15 protein-coding genes are annotated in these 18,790 nt (G+C 58.8%); 7 read left to right on the top strand and 8 right to left on the bottom strand.

Going from position 1 to position 18,790, the window contains the following annotated elements; all coding sequences use genetic code 11:
- Window positions 1-94: 94 nt before the first annotated feature.
- The 5 genes from ACZ9IM_RS02095 to nadE all read left to right on the top strand — a co-directional run bounded on the left by ACZ9IM_RS02095 (window position 95) and on the right by nadE (window position 4,328).
- Window positions 95-1,552 (top strand): alanine/glycine:cation symporter family protein, encoded by a 1,458-nt coding sequence (locus tag ACZ9IM_RS02095; protein ID WP_476223265.1) that lies wholly within the window; start codon window positions 95-97, stop codon window positions 1,550-1,552.
- Window positions 1,553-1,681: 129 nt separating this feature from the next.
- A complete protein-coding gene (locus tag ACZ9IM_RS02090) occupies window positions 1,682-1,939 on the top strand; it encodes a hypothetical protein (RefSeq protein ID WP_401173944.1) in 258 nt (85 codons plus the stop codon).
- 3 nt (window positions 1,940-1,942) lie between these two features.
- Window positions 1,943-2,104 (top strand): hypothetical protein, encoded by a 162-nt coding sequence (locus tag ACZ9IM_RS02085; protein WP_476223264.1) that lies wholly within the window; start codon window positions 1,943-1,945, stop codon window positions 2,102-2,104.
- Between the two features lie 165 nt (window positions 2,105-2,269).
- Window positions 2,270-3,496 carry a nicotinate phosphoribosyltransferase gene (gene pncB, locus ACZ9IM_RS02080; RefSeq protein WP_123499820.1) on the top strand — a complete coding sequence of 409 codons (1,227 nt, stop codon included), beginning with the start codon at window positions 2,270-2,272 and terminating at the stop codon, window positions 3,494-3,496.
- A 4-nt stretch (window positions 3,497-3,500) separates the two neighbouring features.
- Window positions 3,501-4,328: an ammonia-dependent NAD(+) synthetase gene (gene nadE / locus ACZ9IM_RS02075; RefSeq protein ID WP_476223263.1), complete on the top strand. Its 828-nt coding sequence runs from the start codon at window positions 3,501-3,503 to the stop codon at window positions 4,326-4,328.
- A 190-nt stretch (window positions 4,329-4,518) separates the two neighbouring features.
- Here nadE and azu read toward each other — a convergent pair whose 3' ends face one another.
- Entirely contained in the window at window positions 4,519-4,965 is a 447-nt protein-coding gene (gene azu / locus ACZ9IM_RS02070) for an azurin (protein ID WP_052965931.1), read from the bottom strand.
- A 344-nt stretch (window positions 4,966-5,309) separates the two neighbouring features.
- Here azu and ACZ9IM_RS02065 point away from each other — a divergent pair, with 344 nt between their 5' ends.
- Window positions 5,310-5,897: an LOG family protein gene (locus ACZ9IM_RS02065; RefSeq protein ID WP_007902708.1), complete on the top strand. Its 588-nt coding sequence runs from the start codon at window positions 5,310-5,312 to the stop codon at window positions 5,895-5,897.
- A 68-nt stretch (window positions 5,898-5,965) separates the two neighbouring features.
- Entirely contained in the window at window positions 5,966-6,154 is a 189-nt protein-coding gene (locus ACZ9IM_RS02060; protein WP_007902706.1) for a hypothetical protein, read from the top strand.
- Window positions 6,155-6,370: 216 nt separating this feature from the next.
- On the opposite strand, the gene ACZ9IM_RS02055 is transcribed toward ACZ9IM_RS02060, so the two are convergent.
- The 7 genes from ACZ9IM_RS02055 to dnaB all read right to left on the bottom strand — a co-directional run bounded on the left by ACZ9IM_RS02055 (window position 6,371) and on the right by dnaB (window position 18,768).
- Window positions 6,371-7,261 (bottom strand): transglutaminase family protein, encoded by an 891-nt coding sequence (locus ACZ9IM_RS02055; RefSeq protein ID WP_427625136.1) that lies wholly within the window; start codon window positions 7,259-7,261, stop codon window positions 6,371-6,373.
- Window positions 7,261-9,747, bottom strand: a complete 2,487-nt coding sequence (locus ACZ9IM_RS02050; RefSeq protein WP_476223262.1) for a circularly permuted type 2 ATP-grasp protein — start codon at window positions 9,745-9,747, stop codon at window positions 7,261-7,263. The genes ACZ9IM_RS02055 and ACZ9IM_RS02050 overlap by 1 nt, the downstream gene beginning before the upstream one ends.
- An 88-nt stretch (window positions 9,748-9,835) precedes the next feature.
- Window positions 9,836-13,111, bottom strand: a complete 3,276-nt coding sequence (locus ACZ9IM_RS02045) for a transglutaminase family protein (RefSeq protein ID WP_476223261.1) — start codon at window positions 13,109-13,111, stop codon at window positions 9,836-9,838.
- 175 nt (window positions 13,112-13,286) lie between these two features.
- Entirely contained in the window at window positions 13,287-13,745 is a 459-nt protein-coding gene (locus ACZ9IM_RS02040; protein WP_427625132.1) for a hypothetical protein, read from the bottom strand.
- Entirely contained in the window at window positions 13,742-14,662 is a 921-nt protein-coding gene (locus ACZ9IM_RS02035) for an NAD synthetase (RefSeq protein WP_476223260.1), read from the bottom strand. The genes ACZ9IM_RS02040 and ACZ9IM_RS02035 overlap by 4 nt, the downstream gene beginning before the upstream one ends.
- A 217-nt stretch (window positions 14,663-14,879) precedes the next feature.
- Window positions 14,880-17,183: a YgiQ family radical SAM protein gene (locus tag ACZ9IM_RS02030; RefSeq protein ID WP_476223259.1), complete on the bottom strand. Its 2,304-nt coding sequence runs from the start codon at window positions 17,181-17,183 to the stop codon at window positions 14,880-14,882.
- 190 nt (window positions 17,184-17,373) lie between these two features.
- Complete coding sequence (gene dnaB, locus ACZ9IM_RS02025; protein WP_007902695.1) at window positions 17,374-18,768, bottom strand: replicative DNA helicase; 1,395 nt, start codon at window positions 18,766-18,768, stop codon at window positions 17,374-17,376.
- Between the last annotated feature and the right edge of the window lie 22 nt (window positions 18,769-18,790).

Raw genomic sequence — 18,790 nt, 5'->3', positions numbered from 1 at the left:
GAACGATAGATGACTGGATATTACGGGACCTGAAAGCTTTCAGGACTCGCCACACCATCAATCCGCCAGCACTCTAAACAGCAAGGAGCTTTGAATGCTTGACGTCATCAATGACTTTCTCTCTGGAAAGGTTTTGATACCTTTAGTTCTTGGACTTGGAACCTACTTCACCATCCGGTCGCGATTTGTGCAGCTTCGCTACTTCGTACACATGTTTTCTGTATTACTAGGCAGCTCGCATACCGGCAACAACCATTTGAGCTCATTGCAGGCATTGACGCTCAGCCTGGCCGGACGGGTCGGAACCGGCAATATCGTTGGCGTCGGCATTGCCGTGAGCATGGGCGGACCCGGTGCAGTGTTCTGGATGTGGATGACCGCTCTATTGGGGATGTCGAGTAGCTTTTTCGAATGCACACTGGGTCAACTCTACAAGCGCTGCGATGCAAACGGTCAATATCGTGGGGGCCCGTCCTGGTACATCCAGCATGGCCTGGGCAAACGCTGGCTCGGAACGATTACTGCGCTCCTGCTTCTGGTGACCTTCGGGTTTGCCATCAATGGCCTTGAGTCTCATGCCGTATCGCATTCTCTCAACAATGCCTTTGGTTTATCGACGACATGGTCCGGACTCACACTGTCTTTGTTGCTGGGCATTGTGTTCGTGGGTGGTATAAAGCGCATCGCGGCGGTCGCCGATTTATTGGTTCCCCTTAAAGTCGTTGCCTATATCGGTGTAACGCTCTATGTGATCGTGTTGCAAATCGACCAGGTCCCAGGAGTGCTGCTCAGCATTGTCAAAAGCGCGTTCGGACTGGATCAGGCTTTTGGCGGGCTGGTGGGCAGTGCAATCATTATGGGGGTGAGGCGCGGAGTGTTCTCCAATGAAGCAGGACTGGGCAGTGCGCCCAACGTCGCCTCTGCGGCAAAAATCGCCCATCCGATAGCTCAAGGCGTGGTGCAAGCGTTCAGTGTCTTCATCGATACCATCGTTATTTGCACGTGTACCGCGTTGATCATTTTACTTTCCGGTTTTTATGCTCCCGGTTTCGAAGGCGACGGCATTGCGTTGGCACAAAACTCGCTGGCTGAGGTAGTCGGCGATTGGGGCCGGATGTTTATCAGCGTGGTACTTGCCCTGTTTGTATTCACGGCAATGCTCTACAACTACTATCTAGGAGAAAACAGTTTACGATTCATCTTCGCAACGCCTCATAAATCATTAATTGGGTACCGCATATCCGTATTGCTGCTGGTCTTTTGGGGCTCGGTTGAAGACCTTTCCACGGTGCTCGCGTTTGCCGACATCACCATGACATTTTTGGCCTTGGTCAACCTTATTGCGATGACACTGCTATTTAAAGTCTGCATGCGAATCCTGGGCGACTATGATGAACAACGTCGTGCAGGAACAAAAATCCCGGTTTTTGACTCAAGCAAATTTAGCGATCTGGATCTCGATTTGATAGCTTGGCCGGCGGTAACAAATCCTCTCTCGTCGAAGAGCCCTGTTTGTGCGAATCGGCCCGCAGCTAAAGCTCAGACCGTATAAATCCCAATGAACGCTGAGCCATTGCACTTATGCGATGGTTCAGCAAATAAGCAATGCCCAGGCAACAACACTCATTAAAAAACAATCACTCGCGCCCTCACAACCCAAGAGCGCTCAAGGAGTTCGTCTGTGAATCGCTATCAACCTCTTAAATCCAACGCATCTAACATTCCAACTTTTTATATAGACTCGCACGTCGCACCCCATCTGTTATTTGAAGATGCCTGCTTCAGAATACGCGCTGCCACGAGCCTTTTAGAGGCGCTGACCTCTGTAACCGTCAAGCATACTAATGATGCTGATTTTTTCCGCCTGATACTTCCAGCCTATTTATTGCTACAGGACGGCGTCGACGCGCTGGACCAAATAACATTTAAAGGATTGTAAATCATGGCCAAATCAGTGACCCATGAAATGATAAAAGCAGCAATGATCAAGGCAATTGAAACAGGGCTTGTTCCTCGTCACTCACACCTTGATGGCTATTTAAAAAGTTGGGAAAGCCTGGCGCTCGTCATCCAGGCAGCGCTTGAGGCAACAGCAGATAATTGAGGAACCACCGGTGTTGTCATTTGAAGGTGCCAGCAACATGTGATTATTCCATCAGAACACAAAAAAAGCTGGCAATCCTCACCACTGATATGCGCCACTAGCCCCATTCATTGAAACAGCTGCAACGTCGCTGCCACGGGCCGCGGCCAGCCTGGAGAACCCATTATGAGCGAGAGTGTGTTTGCCGATCGCATCGTGCAGAACCTGCTCGACACCGACTTCTACAAACTGACGATGATGCAGGCGGTGCTGCACAATTACCCGAACGTGGAAGTCGAATGGGAGTTTCGTTGCCGTAACAGTGAGGATCTGCGCCCGTACCTGGCGGAGATCCGTTTCCAGATCGAGCGACTGGCCGAGTTGAGCCTGAGTGCCGATCAGTTGAGTTTCCTGGAGCGCATCAGCTTTCTGAAACCGGATTTCCTGCGCTTTCTCGGGCTGTTCCGCTTTAACCTGCGCTATATCCATACCGGCATTGAAAACGGCGAGTTGTTCATCCGTCTGCGCGGGCCGTGGCTGCACGTGATTCTTTTCGAAGTGCCGCTACTGGCCATGGTCAGCGAAGTGCGCAACCGTTATCGCTACCGGGAAATCATTCTGGAACAGGCCCGCGAACAGCTCTATCGCAAGTTCGACTGGCTGACCGCCAACGCCAGCGCGGACGAATTGTCCGAATTGCAGGTAGCCGATTTCGGCACTCGCCGTCGCTTCTCGTACCGTGTGCAGGAAGAAGTGGTGAACGTGCTCAAGCATGACTTCCCCGGTCGCTTCGTCGGTACCAGCAACGTGCACCTGTCCCGGGAGCTGGACATGAAGCCGCTGGGCACCATGGCTCACGAATGGATCATGGCCCACCAGCAACTCGGTCCACGGCTGATCGACAGCCAGATTGCCGCCCTAGACTGTTGGGTCCGCGAATACCGGGGTTTGCTGGGCATCGCCTTGACCGACTGCATCACCTCCGATGCCTTCCTCAACGATTTCGACCTGTTCTTTGCCAAGCTCTTCGACGGCTTGCGCCACGATTCCGGTGACCCGGTGCAGTGGGCGGAAAAAGCCATCGCCCACTACCACAAGCTTGGCATCGACCCGATGAGCAAAACCCTGGTGTTTTCCGACAGTCTGACGCTACCCAAATCTCTGGAGATTTTTCGGGCATTGCGCGGTCGGATCAATGTCAGCTTCGGTATCGGTACTAACCTGACGTGTGACATTCCGGGTGTCGAACCGATGAGCATCGTGCTTAAAATGACGGCCTGCAACGGCCAGCCAGTGGCCAAGATTTCTGATGAGCCTGGCAAGACTCACTGCAAAGACCCGAATTTCGTCGCCTACTTGCGACATGTTTTCCAAGTACCTGCCGCCATTTCCAGCCCATCTAGCAAGGAGTGAATTCATGCAAGCCGTACAGCGTGAGATTGCTGAACAGCTCAAGGTCCAACCGCCGTTCGCCGACCAGGCCGCCCTCGAGGCCGAAGTCGCCCGGCGGATTACCTTCATTCAGGACTGCCTGGTCGATTCCGGGCTCAAGACCCTGGTGCTCGGCATCAGCGGTGGCGTCGATTCCCTGACCGCCGGCCTGCTTGCCCAGCGTGCCATGCGTGAACTGCGCGAACGCACCGGGGACAGCAACTACAAGTTCATCGCCGTGCGCCTGCCATACGAAACGCAGTTCGATGAACACGACGCCCAGGCTTCGGTGGACTTCATTGCCCCGGATGAGCGCCACACGGTGAACATCGGCCCTGCAGTCAAATCCCTGGCCAGTGAAGTGGCGGCCTTCGAAGGCAAGCACGCGGTCTCGGTGGACTTCGTGTTGGGCAATACCAAGGCGCGGATGCGCATGGTCGCGCAATACACCATCGCTGGCGCGGCTCATGGCCTGGTGATCGGCACCGATCACGCGGCAGAAGCTGTGATGGGGTTTTTCACTAAGTTCGGTGACGGCGCCTGCGACCTCGCACCGCTGAGCGGCCTGGTGAAAAATCAGGTCCGGGCGATTGCCCGCAGCTTCGGCGCGCCGGAGTCGCTGGTGGAAAAAATCCCGACCGCCGACCTTGAAGACCTGTCGCCGGGCAAACCGGACGAAGCATCCCATGGCGTGACCTACGCCGAGATCGACGCCTTCCTGCACGGCGAGCCGGTCCGCGAGGAAGCGTTCAAGATCATCTGCGACACGTACAAAAAGACCCATCACAAGCGCGTGATGCCGTTCGCGCCTTAAGGACGTCGGCGTCTGTACCGATGCCTTCGCGGGCAAGCCACGCTCCCACAGATTTTGTGTCGGACGCCGGTAATGGGCACGACGCAAATCCTGTGGGAGCGAGGCTGCCCGCGAAGAACGATGACGCGGTCAACCGTCAGACATAAAAAAAGCGTCCCGAACGGACGCTTTTTTTATGCGCTTGATTCGATTACTTCAGGGTAACCGTACCTTTCATCATCGAGATGTGGCCTGGGAACGAGCAGAAGAAACCGTATTTTTCAGCAGCATTGAGCTTCGACACATCGAATGTCACCGAGTCGGTTTCCTTCGCGCCGATGACTTTGGTGTGAGCAATGACGCGAGCATCACCTTCTTTCAGGTAGTTCTTGTCGATGCCAGCCGACAGGCCGTCAGTGGCGATCGGCTGCATGTCGGCTTCTTTGCTCAGCACCCAGTTATGACCCATGACGTTTTTCGGCAGGCTGCCAGAATGTTTCAATTCCACGGTGAACGTCTTGCAGCTCTTGTCGATGGTGATGTCCTTGGTATCGAAGGACATCTGGTCAGTGGAGTCGACAGTGACCTTGCATTCGGCGGCCATCAATTGGCTGCTGGCCAGTGTCAGCAGGGATACCGCAACAAGTTTGGCAAACATGGTGAATCTCCAAGGCAGGGTTAACAAAAGTGCTAATGGACAGAAGACTGCCTGAAATCTTCGCAAGTTCCTATGACCTGAATCAAAAATTGTATACAACTTTCGGGCTATGACACTCATCGAAACAATCTACCAGCCAGACGTCTGGCACGGCCCTATCATCAGGGCCGTCATCTCTCATCTGGAGCGTCTGTCATGTCTTTCAACAGCTTGTTGTGCAGTTTGCTCGCCGCCTACGCCTGCGGCGCCAGTGGCACCTGTGAAACACCAAAACGCGAGGTTTAACCCTTGGAACGAGGCAAGCCTGCCTTTACTCTGTGGCCCTGATGACCATGGAGTAAGGCATGTCTTTAGCGTCCGTTTGTGTATTTTGCGGTGCCAGCACTGGCACTAACCCGGCCTATCGTGAAGCCGCTGTCGCCCTGGGGCGAGCGTTGGCCGAGCGCAAGCTGACTCTGGTCTATGGCGGCGGCGCCGTCGGGCTGATGGGGATCGTTGCCGATGCCGCGCTGGCGGCCGGTGGTGAAGTGATCGGGATCATCCCGCAGAGCCTCAAGGACAAGGAAATCGGCCACAGCGGCCTGACTCGCCTGGAAGTGGTCGACGGCATGCATGCGCGCAAGGCGCGAATGGCCGAGCTCAGCGATGCCTTCATCGCTCTGCCCGGCGGCCTGGGCACGCTGGAAGAGCTGTTCGAAGTCTGGACCTGGGGCCAGCTCGGCTATCACGGCAAACCGCTGGGTTTGCTGGAAGTGAACGGTTTCTACAGCAAGTTGACGTCTTTTCTTGATCATATCGTCGGCGAAGGCTTCGTTCGCGAAGCGCACCGTGACATGCTGCAAATGAGCGAATCGCCGCAAACCCTGCTCGATGCACTGGACGCCTGGCAACCCTCGGTACCGCCAAAATGGACCGAGCAAAAACCCAGCTAACGGCTCGGTGCCGATACAGGGCAGAATATGCGCCGCTCAACCTCACCTTCGACCCCAGAGGATCGCCCATGGCTAAACCTAATTATTCCTTCGCCAAACGTCAGAGAGACTTGGCCAAGGAGCAGAAGAAAGAGGAAAAGCTTCAGCGCAAGAAAGCTACAGCTGAAGAAGAAGCAGCAGCACTGAACCCGGATACCGAAGGCGAAGTGGCTACAGACGAAACTGAAGCACCGAAAGATCAGGCGCCCGACGCCTGAGACCCTCAGGGCCCGATGATCTGATCAGGCCCACCGGATCTGTGTCCAGGGTCAGCAACGATGTTGCTGACCCTCACAGTCCCATCTGAAATCCCTCTCCAAAAATTGCACATTCCCTGTGGGAGCGGGCTTGCTCGCGAAGGCGGCGGCACATCCAACATCTAGTGGCTGACTGACTGCTTTCGCGAGCAAGCCCGCTCCCACACTGGATCTTCGTTACTCCAACGGCATTACCGTCACACGAACCTCCGGATCGTGGCTGCCACCGCCCAGGATCACCCCACGCAACGGCGACACATCGGAAAAATCCCGGCCCCAGGCCAGGGTGATGTGCTCCAGCGCCGGCTGCACATTGTTGGTCGGGTCGAAATCCACCCAGCCCAGCACTGGGCAAAACACCGACACCCAGGCATGAGACGCATCGGCGCCGATCAGCCGTGGCTGGCCCGGTGGTGGCTGGGTCAGCAGGTAACCGCTGATGTACCGCGCCGCCAATCCCCGGGAGCGCACACAAGCGAGCATCAGATGCGCAAAGTCCTGACAAACCCCGCGCCGCCTCTCCAGCACTTCCACCAGCGGCGTTGCCACTTGGGTCGCTTCGGCGTCGAAGGTGAATTCGCTGAAAATCTTCTCCATCAACGCCTGAACTCCCAGCAGCAATGGCCGGCCAGGAGGAAAGCAACTTTCGGAGAACTCGACGAAGTTGCGCTTCAAGTGCACGTAAGGTGATTCGAACCGGTAACGACAGGCTTCCAGCAGTTCAGGAGAGAGCGGCTGACTGCTGTAGGTCAGTGCGTTGCAGGTCTCTTCCCAGGCCGGCGATTGATTGAAATCCAACGATGGCCGGGCCAGCACTTCGACCGTCAGGCTGGCATTGACCAGCAACTCATCGTGCGGCCGCTCGAATGCCAACCGGGTCAGCGGATTACCAAACACGTCCAGCTCATCCCGGCGCGAGGTCGGATCGGGACTGATCTGCAATTGCTGATCGGTGCAGCGCTGCCAAACGCAAGCCCGCGGCCACAGGTGCGCCAGTTGCTGGGCCAGGGACACCGGGCTGTCATAGTGATAGTGGGTGTCGTGGAAAATCTGGTAACGGGCATTCATCAGACGGACACCGTACGTTGGCTGACATCATCGACATGGGCGAAATGGCGCAAGGCCAGGCGATCCGATACTTGTCCGCTGGCATCGGCGATCTCCTGCAACAGATCGGCTAGCCCCTCTATGGCGGCGCGAACACTGGCCTCGCCAAACAGTGGGTTTTCCAGGCAACCCAGATCGAAGCGCGCCAACCGCTCCACCAACTGCGGCAGACCTGTTTCGCGCGGCGCGCCAAAGTCGTCGTTCAAGCGTTTCAACGTGCGGGTCACCAGTTTCAACTGGAACAACACCGCGTGAGGGTTCTGCTCGTCGAGCAACAACAGGTCCAGCACCGGGATCAATTGCGCCACCGCCAGATACCGCGAGCGGTAGGTGATGCTGCTGTTGCCCAACTCCAGCAGCCACTCCAGCCCGGCCTGATCGAAAGCCCCGGCGCCCCGCAGAAACGCCGCCAGACTGCCGCTGAGAAACTGCAGCCGTTCGATCCGCCGACCGATCATCAGGAAACGCCAACCTTCGTCCCGAGTCATATCGTCAAGGGCAAAACCGGACAGCGCCGCCAGCGACATCACCAGTCGGTTGAGGAAATCCAGCAGCTCGCCGAAATCCGGCTCTTCGGTTTCCAGTTCCATGGCCTCGCGCTGCAATTCCACCAGCGCTTGCCAGTTCTCTCGCGAGAGCTTGCCGCGTACTTGCGAAGCGGCCCACTGCAAGCGTTGCAGGTTGGAGCGCAGGCTGAACGGCCAGTCATCGCCGAGCAGCGCCGCCAGCAACCGCTCCGGCAACTCGCCGTCCTCCGGCAACAGATTCAAGCGTTCACCGAGATTGACTGCCGCCTCCAGGGCTTGCGGATCATCGCCATCGACATAGCGCGCCAGCATGATCCGCAGCAGTCGTGCACTGTCATCGCAGCGCTCGCAGTAACGGCCGAACCAGAACAGGTTCTCGACCACCCGCGATGGCAGATACGGATCGCGTCGCACCAGATCGTGAACGCCAATATTGCGCTGGGCTTTCCATTGTTCGCCGCTGGGCGGGCGATCGCCCAACACCCAAGTGTCCTTGCTTGCACCGCCGCGCTGCATCGACACCACTTCGGCGTCGGCTTCGGCGGCAACCCGGGTCAGCCCGCCGGGCAGTACCCGATAGCCATCCCGACTGGCCACCGCATACACGCGCATGCCAATGGCCCGCGGTTGCAACTGACCACCTTCGGCCTGCCAGATCGGCGCCTGAGACAGTTGCGCCAATTCTTGCGCAACATAGGCGTAAGGCCGTGCCTGCATGCGCTCGGCCAGTGCCTGGCGCTGTTTTTCACTCAAGTCACGACCAAACACCGGGGCGAAGCTTTGCGACGGGAACGCCGGTTTGATCAACAGCTCCGGCAGTTTTTCGAGGGCCTGGGCCAGCACCGGCGCTTCGCCGCACCACCAGGTCGCGATGGACGGCAGAATCAGTTCTTCGCCGAACAGATACTGATTAATCTTCGGCAGGAAACCCAGCAACCCCGGTGACTCCAGCACGCCGCTGCCGAGGGCGTTGGCCACCAGCACCCGGCCCTGACGCACCGCTTCGAGCAGCCCTGGCACGCCGAGGGCCGAATCGGTGCGCAGCTCCAGCGGGTCGCAGAAATCATCGTCGAGCCGACGCATGATCGCGTGGACCCGACGCAGGCCGCTCAAGGTTTTCAGGTAGACCGTGGCATCCCGGACGGTCAGGTCGCCGCCCTCCACCAACGGATATCCGAGCTGGCGAGCCAGGTACAGGTGTTCGAAATAGCTTTCGTTGAAACGCCCCGGCGTCAGTAGCACCACCAGTGGCGCTTCGTCATCGCTCGGCGCCTGACGAGCGAGCGTTTCCTGGAGCGTGCGAAAGAATCCGGCCAGGTGCTGAACCTTCAAATCGCGGTACAGCTCGGGAAAGGCTCGGGACACGATGGTGCGGTTTTCCAGCGCGTAACCGGCACCGGATGGCGCTTGAGTCCGGTCCGCCGTCACCCACCAGCGACCGTCAGGGGTGCGCGCCAGATCCACGGCGTACAGATGCAAAAAGGCCCCGTCGGGCGGCGAAATGCCCTGACACGGCCACAGGAAGTTGTTGTGACCGAACACCAGCTCAGCCGGCAGCAGGCCTTCGGCGATCAAGCGCTGAGGGCCGTACAAATCCGCCAGCACAGCATTGAGCAAGCGCGCCCGCTGGGCGATCCCGGCCGATAACTGTTCCCACTCATCGGCGTCAATCACATGAGGCAGCAGGTCCAGCTCCCATGGTCGGTCAGCGCCCTTGGGGTCGGCGTAGACGTTATAGGTCACGCCGTTTTCCTGGATCTGTCGGGTCAGCAGCGCCTGACGCTGCACCAGTTGCGCTGGCGTGCTGCGTTGCAATTGATCGAACAGCCGCCGCCAGTGCGGGCGCACGGCGCCGCTGTCGTCGAGCAGTTCGTGGTAAGTGCCCGCGGTCAGCGGGTAGCGGTCAAGCAGGTCAGGCATGGAAAGCTCGGCAGACAGCAAAGAACGGTCAGACTAACGCAGGCTCATGACGCCCGGATATACGAAAAATCCGAGCGTCGCGTACGGTTTAGAAACGTCGCAAATCGAGAGTCATCGGCAGCTCGTCGTTAATTTCCAGGTTCGGTATAGGAAGTTTCCCTGGCGTGTGTCCGAGACGGAAGAAACGCGCCATCCGCCGGCTCTCGGCTTCATTGGCGTTCACCGGCAGGCTGTCGTAGTTGCGCCCGCCCGGGTGGGCGACGTGGTACTGACAACCGCCCAGCGAACGCCCCATCCAGGTGTCGAGCAAGTCGAACACCAGCGGCGCGTGGACCGGGATGGTCGGTTGCAGGCAATTGGCCGGTTGCCAGGCGCGAAAGCGTACGCCGGCGACGAACTCACCGACCCGACCCGTGGGTTGCAATGGCACCGGGATGCCGTTGCAGGTCAGCAGATAACGCTGGGGCGGCAGACCGCTGAGCTTGACCTGCAAACGCTCCAGCGACGAATCCACGTAACGCACCGTGCCACCTGCAGCGCCTTCCTCGCCCAGTACATGCCAAGGCTCCAGCGCCTGACGCAATTCCAGTTGGATGCCGCTGACGGCATAGTCGCCGACCTTGGGGAAACGGAATTCCAGATGCGCCGCGAACCACTCGGCCCGCACGGGGTAACCGGCGGCATTGAGGTCGACGATGACGTCAGCGAAATCCTGCTCGATAAAGTGCGGCAACAGGAACCGGTCGTGCAGCTCTGTGCCCCAACGCGCCAGTTTCGGCGGTGCATAAGGCTCGCGCCAGAACCGTGCCACCAGCGCCCGCAGCAACAATTGCTGAGCCAGGCTCATGCGCGCATGGGGCGGCATTTCAAAGGCTCGCAGTTCCAGTAACCCGAGGCGCCCGGTGGCGCCGTCCGGCGAATAGAGTTTGTCGATGCAAAACTCGGCGCGGTGGGTGTTACCAGTCACGTCGATCAGCAAATTGCGCAGCAAGCGATCCACCAGCCATGGTGGACACTCCTCGCCCGGCTTCGGCATCTGTGCGAAGGCGATTTCCAGCTCATACAGCGAATCGTTGCGCGCTTCATCGACGCGCGGCGCCTGGGACGTCGGGCCGATGAACAATCCGGAAAACAGGTAGGACAAGGACGGATGGTTGTGCCAGTAGCTGATCAGGCTGCGCAGCAGATCCGGACGGCGCAGAAACGGTGAGTCAGCCGGGGTCGCGCCACCCAAGACGAAATGGTTGCCGCCGCCGGTGCCAGTGTGCCGGCCGTCGATCATGAACTTCTCGGTGGTCAGTCGCGTCTGGCGCGCCTCTTCGTAAAGAAACTCGGTGCGCTCCACCAGCTCATCCCAGGTGGCGGACGGCTGGACGTTGACCTCGATCACGCCCGGATCCGGAGTAATGCGAAAGTTGCTCAGACGCGGGTCACTCGGCGGTTCATAGCCTTCCAGCAACACCGGGCAATGCAGTTCCTCGGCGGTGGCTTCGATGGCGGCGACCAGCTCCAGGTAGTCCTCGACCCGCTCCAATGGCGGCATGAACAGGTACAACCGGCCTTCTCGCGCTTCGGCGCAGAAGGCGGTGCGGGTCAGCCAGTCGGCGGACTCGTCGATCTTTGGCGCACGCTCGTCGGCGGTTTGCGGTTGAGCGTGATTCTGTAGCTGGTCGGTGCCCGGCAGCTCAGGGAAATCCTGATTCGGGTCGACAGGGTGAATGAACGGATACTCCGCTGCCTTCACCCAGGGCTGCGAACCGAGTGGCAAGCGATACCCCAGCGGCGAATCCCCCGGCACCAATCGGCAATGCTCTTCCCGCAGATACCAGCGACCGCTCTGCCACTGATCGCCCTTGGCGGTGCGCGCCAGCGGCAGGACCTGACCGATAACCTTGTCCAGGCCCTGACTGAAGACTTTGCGCAGGCGCGCCCGCTCCAAAGGTTCTTCCAGCCGTGAGTCTTCGGCGCTGACGTTCTGCGGCAAAGCGCCTTCGCGCCAGAGGTAATAGAAATTGTCTTCGTAGGCTGGGAACACAAAGCGTGTCGGAATTTTCAAGCGTTCGGCGACACTCGCCAGAAAACGCCCGGCCAACTCGCCATCGGCGCCATAGTCTTCCTGCTCATCGGCGATCAACGCGCTGTTGTGCCAGATCGGTACGCCATCGCGGCGCCAGTAGCAGTTCAGCGACCAGCGTGGCAGTTGCTCGCCCGGGTACCACTTGCCCTGACCGAAATGCACCAGGCCTTTGGGCGCGTAATGCTTGCGCATGCGCTGGAACAGTTCGGCGGACAGGCGACGTTTATTCGGGCCGAGCGCGGCGGTATTCCATTCGGCACCGTCCGGATCATCGATGGAAACGAACGTCGGCTCGCCGCCCATGGTCAGGCGCACATCGCCCTCGAGCAGGTCGGCATCGATCTGCCGGCCCAATGCCTGAATCGCCAGCCATTGATCTTCGGTGTAGGGTTTTGTTACCCGCGGTGCTTCCCAAATCCGTTCCACGGACATCTCGTGGGTAAATTCGCACTCGCACGGTTCCACCAAGCCACTGATCGGTGCCGCAGAGGACGGATCAGGACTACACGCCAACGGAATGTGCCCTTCACCGGCAAACAACCCAGAGGTTGCGTCCAGGCCGATCCAGCCAGCACCAGGCAAATAGACCTCGCACCAGGCGTGCAGGTCAGTGAAGTCCACTTCGGTGCCCGAGGGGCCGTCGAGGCTTTTGACATCGGCGGTCAACTGAATCAGGTAACCGGACACGAAACGCGCCGCCAGGCCGAGGTTGCGCAGCAATTGCACCAGCAACCACGCGGAGTCGCGACAGGAACCGGAGGCATGCTCGATGGTGTATTCCGGGGTCTGTACGCCTGGCTCCATGCGAATCAGGTAGCCGATGTCTTCGCTGAGGCGCTGGTTGAGCGCAACCAGGAAATCCACGCTGGGTAGCGGCGTGCGATCGATGCCATCCAGATAGGCCTTGAATTTCGGCGTCAGGGGCAAGGTTTCCAGGTACGGCGCCAGCTCTTTGCGCTCATCCGCGGCGTAGGCGAATGGGATCTTTTCGGCGTAGGGCTCGAGGAAGAAGTCGAACGGATTGAAGACCGCCATCTCCGCCAGCAAGTCGACCTCGATCCGCAGCTCATCGGTTTTCTCCGGGAACACCAACCGCGCCAGGTAGTTGCCCTGGGGATCCTGCTGCCAGTTGATGAAATGCTGCTCGGGCGAGACTTTCAGCGCATAGGACAGTATCCGCGTGCGGCTGTGGGCAGCCGGGCGCAGGCGAACGATCTGCGGACCGAGCTCGACGGCGCGGTCGTAGCGGTAATGCGTGACGTGATGCAATGCGACATGAATCGACACGGCGTGCCTCCTGCGAGCCTGGACGTTATCGAAAGCGGCGCAAGACTTATGCCATACCGGCAGGTCTGACCCTTTCTTCGGTTACTCAAGGCAGTAGAGCACTAAAAGCGCGCATTGCTCGCTTTCGTGTGCACAGGGGCGCACATAAATGTGGCGGATCGATGGGCGAGTCGACTTAACGGCGGCGCGATGCCTTGAAGCTCTGTTTCATGCGCTCTCGCTCATGGCGAATATCCACCAGCTTGCTTCGCATTTCTCGTTGTCCGTTGCTATTGAGAAAAAGCAGCCCCAGTAAAGGGGACAGCAAGGCCAACACATAAATGGCTCTGGGGGGGGCGTAATAGATCATCGGCAATACGAACAGCAGGCATGCCACCAAAACCCCGACCACCACCCACACCCACCACGGCCTTCCACGCACAATCATGAAATTGCTATGAACAACCAGAAGCGTCAGTGCTGCGCCTGCCAGAAAAATGTGCAACCCGCTGTCAGCAAGCGGCGCATTCTGGAAATAGGTGACGAACGACAGTGCAACTGCAAAGGCGAGTGAAAAGTAGGCGGCAAAAATCCCGCCAAGAAATGCCAGAAAGTAACGTCTGAAAAATGCCTTGAGTGTTAGTTGTTCGCTCACTCGTCGATCTCCTCATACAGGCCGATCGCAACAGTTTTGACATTGCCTGACAACGCACTTCCAGTAAGGCCGATCGCAGCCCCTAACGAATCTTTGATCTGGGTAACCGTGCCATGCTTGAGTTGAGTTGGCGTGAAGCGCTTAGGCAGTTCTCCCGCCAATTGCTTCAATTTCAACATTTTCGATGTCAACCTTGGATCATTGATGCTCAGAAGTTCCTTGGTCAGCTTCGCCCGTTCCTGCCTGTTCAGCCCACGAAGTACATCGCGCAGGCTTTTCCCAGTAGTAGCTTTGGTGACCCTGACCAGTTTGATGGTGGTCAGAGCAGATGCCCCAACACCCACCAGTGAAGCGGCATCCAACCCGATAGATGCATTCTGGTACCACGCCTCGCTGTCCAGCCAATCGTTCACTTCAGGTTTGGCCACTTCAAGGGTGGTTCGTGCGATGCCATTGAGGCACTGAAGACTGCTTGCACCGGCGGCGGTATAAGCAATAGCTACAACGACCGAACTCGCACCCGCGCTGAACGGAACCAGGATCGTTCCGCTGGCAATGACAGCCCAACTGATCACCGCCCCGGCGCACGACAGTGTGGTATTCACTGCCTCTGCTACCAATCGCGATTCCCGCGGATTGTTCTGCACCTGATCAGCGAATTGAGCCGGCGCAATGTACTTCTGCGCCTCGCGCAAAATGATTCGCTTGGGCTTGATGCTGCAAATCGGCTTGAACTCGCGCAGGGTCACTACGTTGAACTCGGCGTCGACGTACACCACGCCCGCGCCGACGATTCCGGGGTCGGCGTCGATGGCGGCGAACAGGCGTGGCAAGTTGATCAGGCTTTCGATGCGTTGGCGGGCCATGAACCGGGAGGGGCTGTAATCCATGCCGATGCCCGGTAAGGGGTTGCTCATGTGAATCGTCCTTGAAGATCGGGGGGGGAGAGATCTTTATTGCCTGTGCCGCCATCATCGCGAGCAAGCCCGGCTCCCACAGGGTTTGGCGTCGTATAGGGAAATCAGTTTCCCGGGCAGCCATTGAAGTGCGCGTCACCTTAGCAAACAGGCCGCACACTCGCTAGAAAACAAAACGCCAGCACTGAGGCTGGCGTTTTGCGATTTGGCACGCAGATTAACGCGGCACGACTGGCTTGCGGGCCGGTTTAGGCCCCTTGCCTTTGGCCGCGTCCTTGCGCTCCTTGGCCGCCTGCTGGTTGCGGGCGAATGCCGCAGCCTTGGCCTGTTCACGCTTGTCCCACGGGTTACCGCCATCACTGGCACGCGGTGGCAGGCCGGTGTGCTGGGTCAGGATCTTGGTGGTCTTTTCCCCTGCCACTTTATGGCTGCCGGCCGGTGTCGAGTTCTTGCGACGGGCGCTCTGGTAGCTGTCGGTCGCCGGCTGATGCAGCGGGATCAACTGGTTCTTGCCCGGCCCGATCAGGTCGGCGCGGCCCATGCGGGTCAACGCTTCGCGCAGCATCGGCCAGCCTTTCGGGTCGTGATAACGCAAGAACGCCTTGTGCAGGCGACGCTGTTCTTCGCTCTTGACGATGGTCACGCCGTCACTCTTGTAAGTGACCTTGCGCAACGGGTTCTTGCCCGAATGGTACATCGCGGTAGCGGTAGCCATCGGCGACGGGTAGAACGCCTGCACCTGATCAGCACGGAAACCGTTGCCCTTGAGCCACAGGGCCAGGTTCATCATGTCTTCGTCGGTGGTGCCCGGGTGAGCGGCGATGAAGTACGGAATCAGGTACTGCTCTTTCCCGGCTTCCTTGGTGTACTTCTCGAACATGCGCTTGAACTTGTCATAGCTGCCGATGCCCGGTTTCATCATCTGGTTGAGCGGACCTTCCTCGGTGTGTTCCGGGGCGATCTTCAGGTAACCACCGACGTGGTGAGTTACCAGTTCCTTGACGTATTCCGGCGACTCGACCGCGAGGTCGTAACGCAGGCCGGATGCGATCAGGATCTTCTTCACACCCGGCAAGGCACGGGCGCTGCGATAGAGCTGGATCAGCGACGAGTGATCGGTGTTGAGGTTTTCACAGATGCCCGGGAACACGCAGGACGGCTTGCGGCACGCGGATTCGATGACCGGGCTCTTGCAGGCGATGCGGTACATGTTCGCGGTCGGGCCGCCGAGGTCGGAAATCACCCCGGTGAAGCCTGGCACCTTGTCGCGGATCTCTTCGATTTCGCGAATGATCGATTCTTCGGAACGGTTCTGGATGATCCGGCCTTCGTGCTCGGTGATCGAGCAGAACGTACAGCCACCGAAGCAGCCGCGCATGATGTTCACCGAGAAGCGGATCATGTCGTAGGCAGGAATCTTTTCCTTGCCATACGCCGGGTGCGGAACCCGTGCGTAAGGCATGCCGAACACGTAGTCCATTTCTTCGGTGGTCATCGGAATCGGAGGCGGGTTGAACCAGACGTCCACTTCGCCATGCTTCTGCACCAGTGCACGGGCGTTGCCCGGGTTGGTTTCCAAGTGAAGCACGCGGTTGGCGTGGGCGTAGAGCACCGAGTCGCCACGGACTTTTTCCATCGACGGCAAACGGATGACCGTTTTCTCGCGGGTAAGGCGCGGGTTCGGCAGCAATTGCACGACCTTCGCTTCGTTCGGGTCTTCAACCGGCCCCTTTTCCTGCTCGATGGCACAAGCCTGGGTGTCTTGGGTGTTCACGTACGGGTTGATGATCTTGTCGACCTTGCCCGGACGGTCAATGCGCGTGGAGTCGATCTCGAACCAGTCTTTTGGCGTGTCACGACGAATGAACGCGGTGCCGCGCACATCGGTGATGTCTTCGATCTTGTGACCGAACGACAGACGCTGGGCGACTTCGACAATCGCACGCTCGGCGTTGCCGTAGAGCAGGATGTCGGCGCAAGCGTCGATCAGGATCGAGTTGCGCACCCGGTCCTGCCAGTAATCGTAGTGGGCGATGCGGCGCAGGGAGGCTTCGATGCCACCGAGCACGATCGGCACGTGCCTGTAGGCTTCCTTGCAGCGCTGGCTGTAAACCAGGCTCGCGCGGTCCGGACGTTTGCCCGCCAGGCCACCGGGGGTGTAGGCGTCGTCGGAACGGATTTTCTTGTCGGCGGTGTAGCGGTTGATCATCGAGTCCATGTTGCCGGCCGCGACGCCGAAGAACAGGTTTGGCTCGCCGAGCTTCATGAAGTCGTCTTTGGACTGCCAGTTCGGCTGCGCAATGATCCCGACGCGGAAGCCCTGGGCCTCCAGCAGCCGGCCGATGATTGCCATGCCGAACGACGGGTGGTCGACGTAGGCATCACCGGTGACGATGATGATGTCGCAGGAATCCCAGCCAAGCTGATCCATCTCCTCCCTGCTCATCGGCAGGAATGGCGCTGGCCCGAAACATTCGGCCCAGTACTTGGGATAGTCAAATAACGGCTTGGCTGCTTGCATGTCGATAACCGGTGTTGGCTTTCATTGAATTTCGCGGGCGCGGAATATAGCACAAAATTTGATCAATTCCGACGGCTATGGTCGGAAATTGCGGCGACCCCATCGCGGGCAAGCCCGCTCCCACAGGTTCGGTGTGATCCCTGTGGGAGCGGGCTTGCCCGCGATGGGGCCCTCTCAGGCGCAACACAACTTATTCGTCGTCGAAATTGTAGCTGCCCGGCGCCAGGTTTTCGAAGCGGGTGTACTTACCGATGAACGCCAGTCGTGACGTGCCGATCGGGCCGTTCCGCTGTTTGCCGATGATGATCTCGGCGATGCCTTTATGCTCGGTTTCCGGGTGGTACACCTCATCCCGGTACACGAACATGATCACGTCAGCATCCTGCTCGATCGCTCCGGATTCCCGGAGGTCGGAGTTGATCGGGCGTTTGTTCGGTCGTTGCTCCAGGGAGCGGTTGAGCTGGGACAGCGCCACCACCGGGCAGTTGAATTCCTTGGCGAGGGCTTTCAAGGAACGGGAGATCTCGGAAATCTCGTTGGTCCGGTTGTCGCCGCCGGAACCTGGAATCTGCATCAACTGCAGGTAGTCGATCATGATCAGGGCGATGTCGCCGTGCTCACGCACCAGACGCCGAGTCCGCGCGCGCATCTCCGAGGGGCTGATACCAGCCGTGTCGTCGATGAACAGCTTGCGATCGTTCAGCAAGTTGACCGCCGAGGTCAGGCGCGGCCAATCGTCGTCGTCCAGGCGACCGGCCCGGACCTTGGTCTGGTCGATACGCCCAAGGGACGAAAGCATACGCATGATCAGCGATTCGCCTGGCATCTCCAGCGAGTAAACCAGTACGCACTTGTCGCTGCGCAACACGGCGTTTTCCACCAGGTTCATCGCAAAGGTGGTTTTACCCATGGACGGACGGCCGGCGACGATGATCAGGTCGGAAGGCTGCAAGCCGCTGGTCTTCTCGTCGAGGTCGGTGTATCCGGTGGACAGGCCAGTGATGGCGTTGTCGGTATTGAACAAGGTATCGATGCGGTCGATAGCCTTGGTCAGCAGATCATTCACGCTCACCGGGCCGCCGGTTTTTGGCCGGGCCTCGGCGATCTGGAAGATCTGCCGCTCAGCTTCGTCGAGAATCTCTTCAGCCGTTCGGCCTTCCGGGTTGAAAGCGCTGTCGGCAATTTCGGTTGCGATGCCGATCAGTTGCCGTAAGGTCGCCCGCGCACGAACGATCTGGGCATAGGCCTTGATGTTGGCGACGGACGGCGTGTTTTTCGCCAACTCACCCAGGTAGCCGAGACCACCGACTTGCGAGGTCTGACCTTCCTTGTCCAATTGCTCGGCGAGGGTCACGACGTCGATGGGGGAGTTCTGGTCGGCGAGCTTGGCGATCGCGCGGAAGATCAAACGGTGGTCATGCCGATAGAAATCGCCGTCGGAGACTTGATCCAACACGCGTTCCCAGGCGTTGTTGTCCAGCATCAAACCACCGAGCACAGCCTGTTCGGCCTCGATGGAATGCGGCGGCACCTTCAGGGCAGCGGTTTGCAGATCGTATTGCTCGGGAGCGGAAATATCGTTCATGGCCACTTGGAATTAGTTTGTA

The sequence above is a fragment of the Pseudomonas sp. TE12508 genome (genome assembly GCF_056279485.1).
This window is presented reverse-complemented; position numbering and strand designations above follow the sequence as displayed.

Excerpts from the sequence above, each read along its gene's own strand:
- ACZ9IM_RS02095 (WP_476223265.1), top strand. The coding sequence starts at position 95 with ATGCTTGACGTCATCAATGACTTTCTCTCTGGAAAGGTTTTGATACCT.
- ACZ9IM_RS02085 (WP_476223264.1), top strand. The coding sequence starts at position 1,943 with ATGGCCAAATCAGTGACCCATGAAATGATAAAAGCAGCAATGATCAAG.
- pncB (WP_123499820.1), top strand. The coding sequence starts at position 2,270 with ATGAGCGAGAGTGTGTTTGCCGATCGCATCGTGCAGAACCTGCTCGAC.
- nadE (WP_476223263.1), top strand. The coding sequence starts at position 3,501 with ATGCAAGCCGTACAGCGTGAGATTGCTGAACAGCTCAAGGTCCAACCG.
- azu (WP_052965931.1), bottom strand. The coding sequence starts at position 4,965 with ATGTTTGCCAAACTTGTTGCGGTATCCCTGCTGACACTGGCCAGCAGC.
- ACZ9IM_RS02065 (WP_007902708.1), top strand. The coding sequence starts at position 5,310 with ATGTCTTTAGCGTCCGTTTGTGTATTTTGCGGTGCCAGCACTGGCACT.
- ACZ9IM_RS02060 (WP_007902706.1), top strand. The coding sequence starts at position 5,966 with ATGGCTAAACCTAATTATTCCTTCGCCAAACGTCAGAGAGACTTGGCC.
- ACZ9IM_RS02055 (WP_427625136.1), bottom strand. The coding sequence starts at position 7,261 with ATGAATGCCCGTTACCAGATTTTCCACGACACCCACTATCACTATGAC.
- ACZ9IM_RS02050 (WP_476223262.1), bottom strand. The coding sequence starts at position 9,747 with ATGCCTGACCTGCTTGACCGCTACCCGCTGACCGCGGGCACTTACCAC.
- ACZ9IM_RS02035 (WP_476223260.1), bottom strand. The coding sequence starts at position 14,662 with ATGAGCAACCCCTTACCGGGCATCGGCATGGATTACAGCCCCTCCCGG.
- ACZ9IM_RS02030 (WP_476223259.1), bottom strand. The coding sequence starts at position 17,183 with ATGCAAGCAGCCAAGCCGTTATTTGACTATCCCAAGTACTGGGCCGAA.
- dnaB (WP_007902695.1), bottom strand. The coding sequence starts at position 18,768 with ATGAACGATATTTCCGCTCCCGAGCAATACGATCTGCAAACCGCTGCC.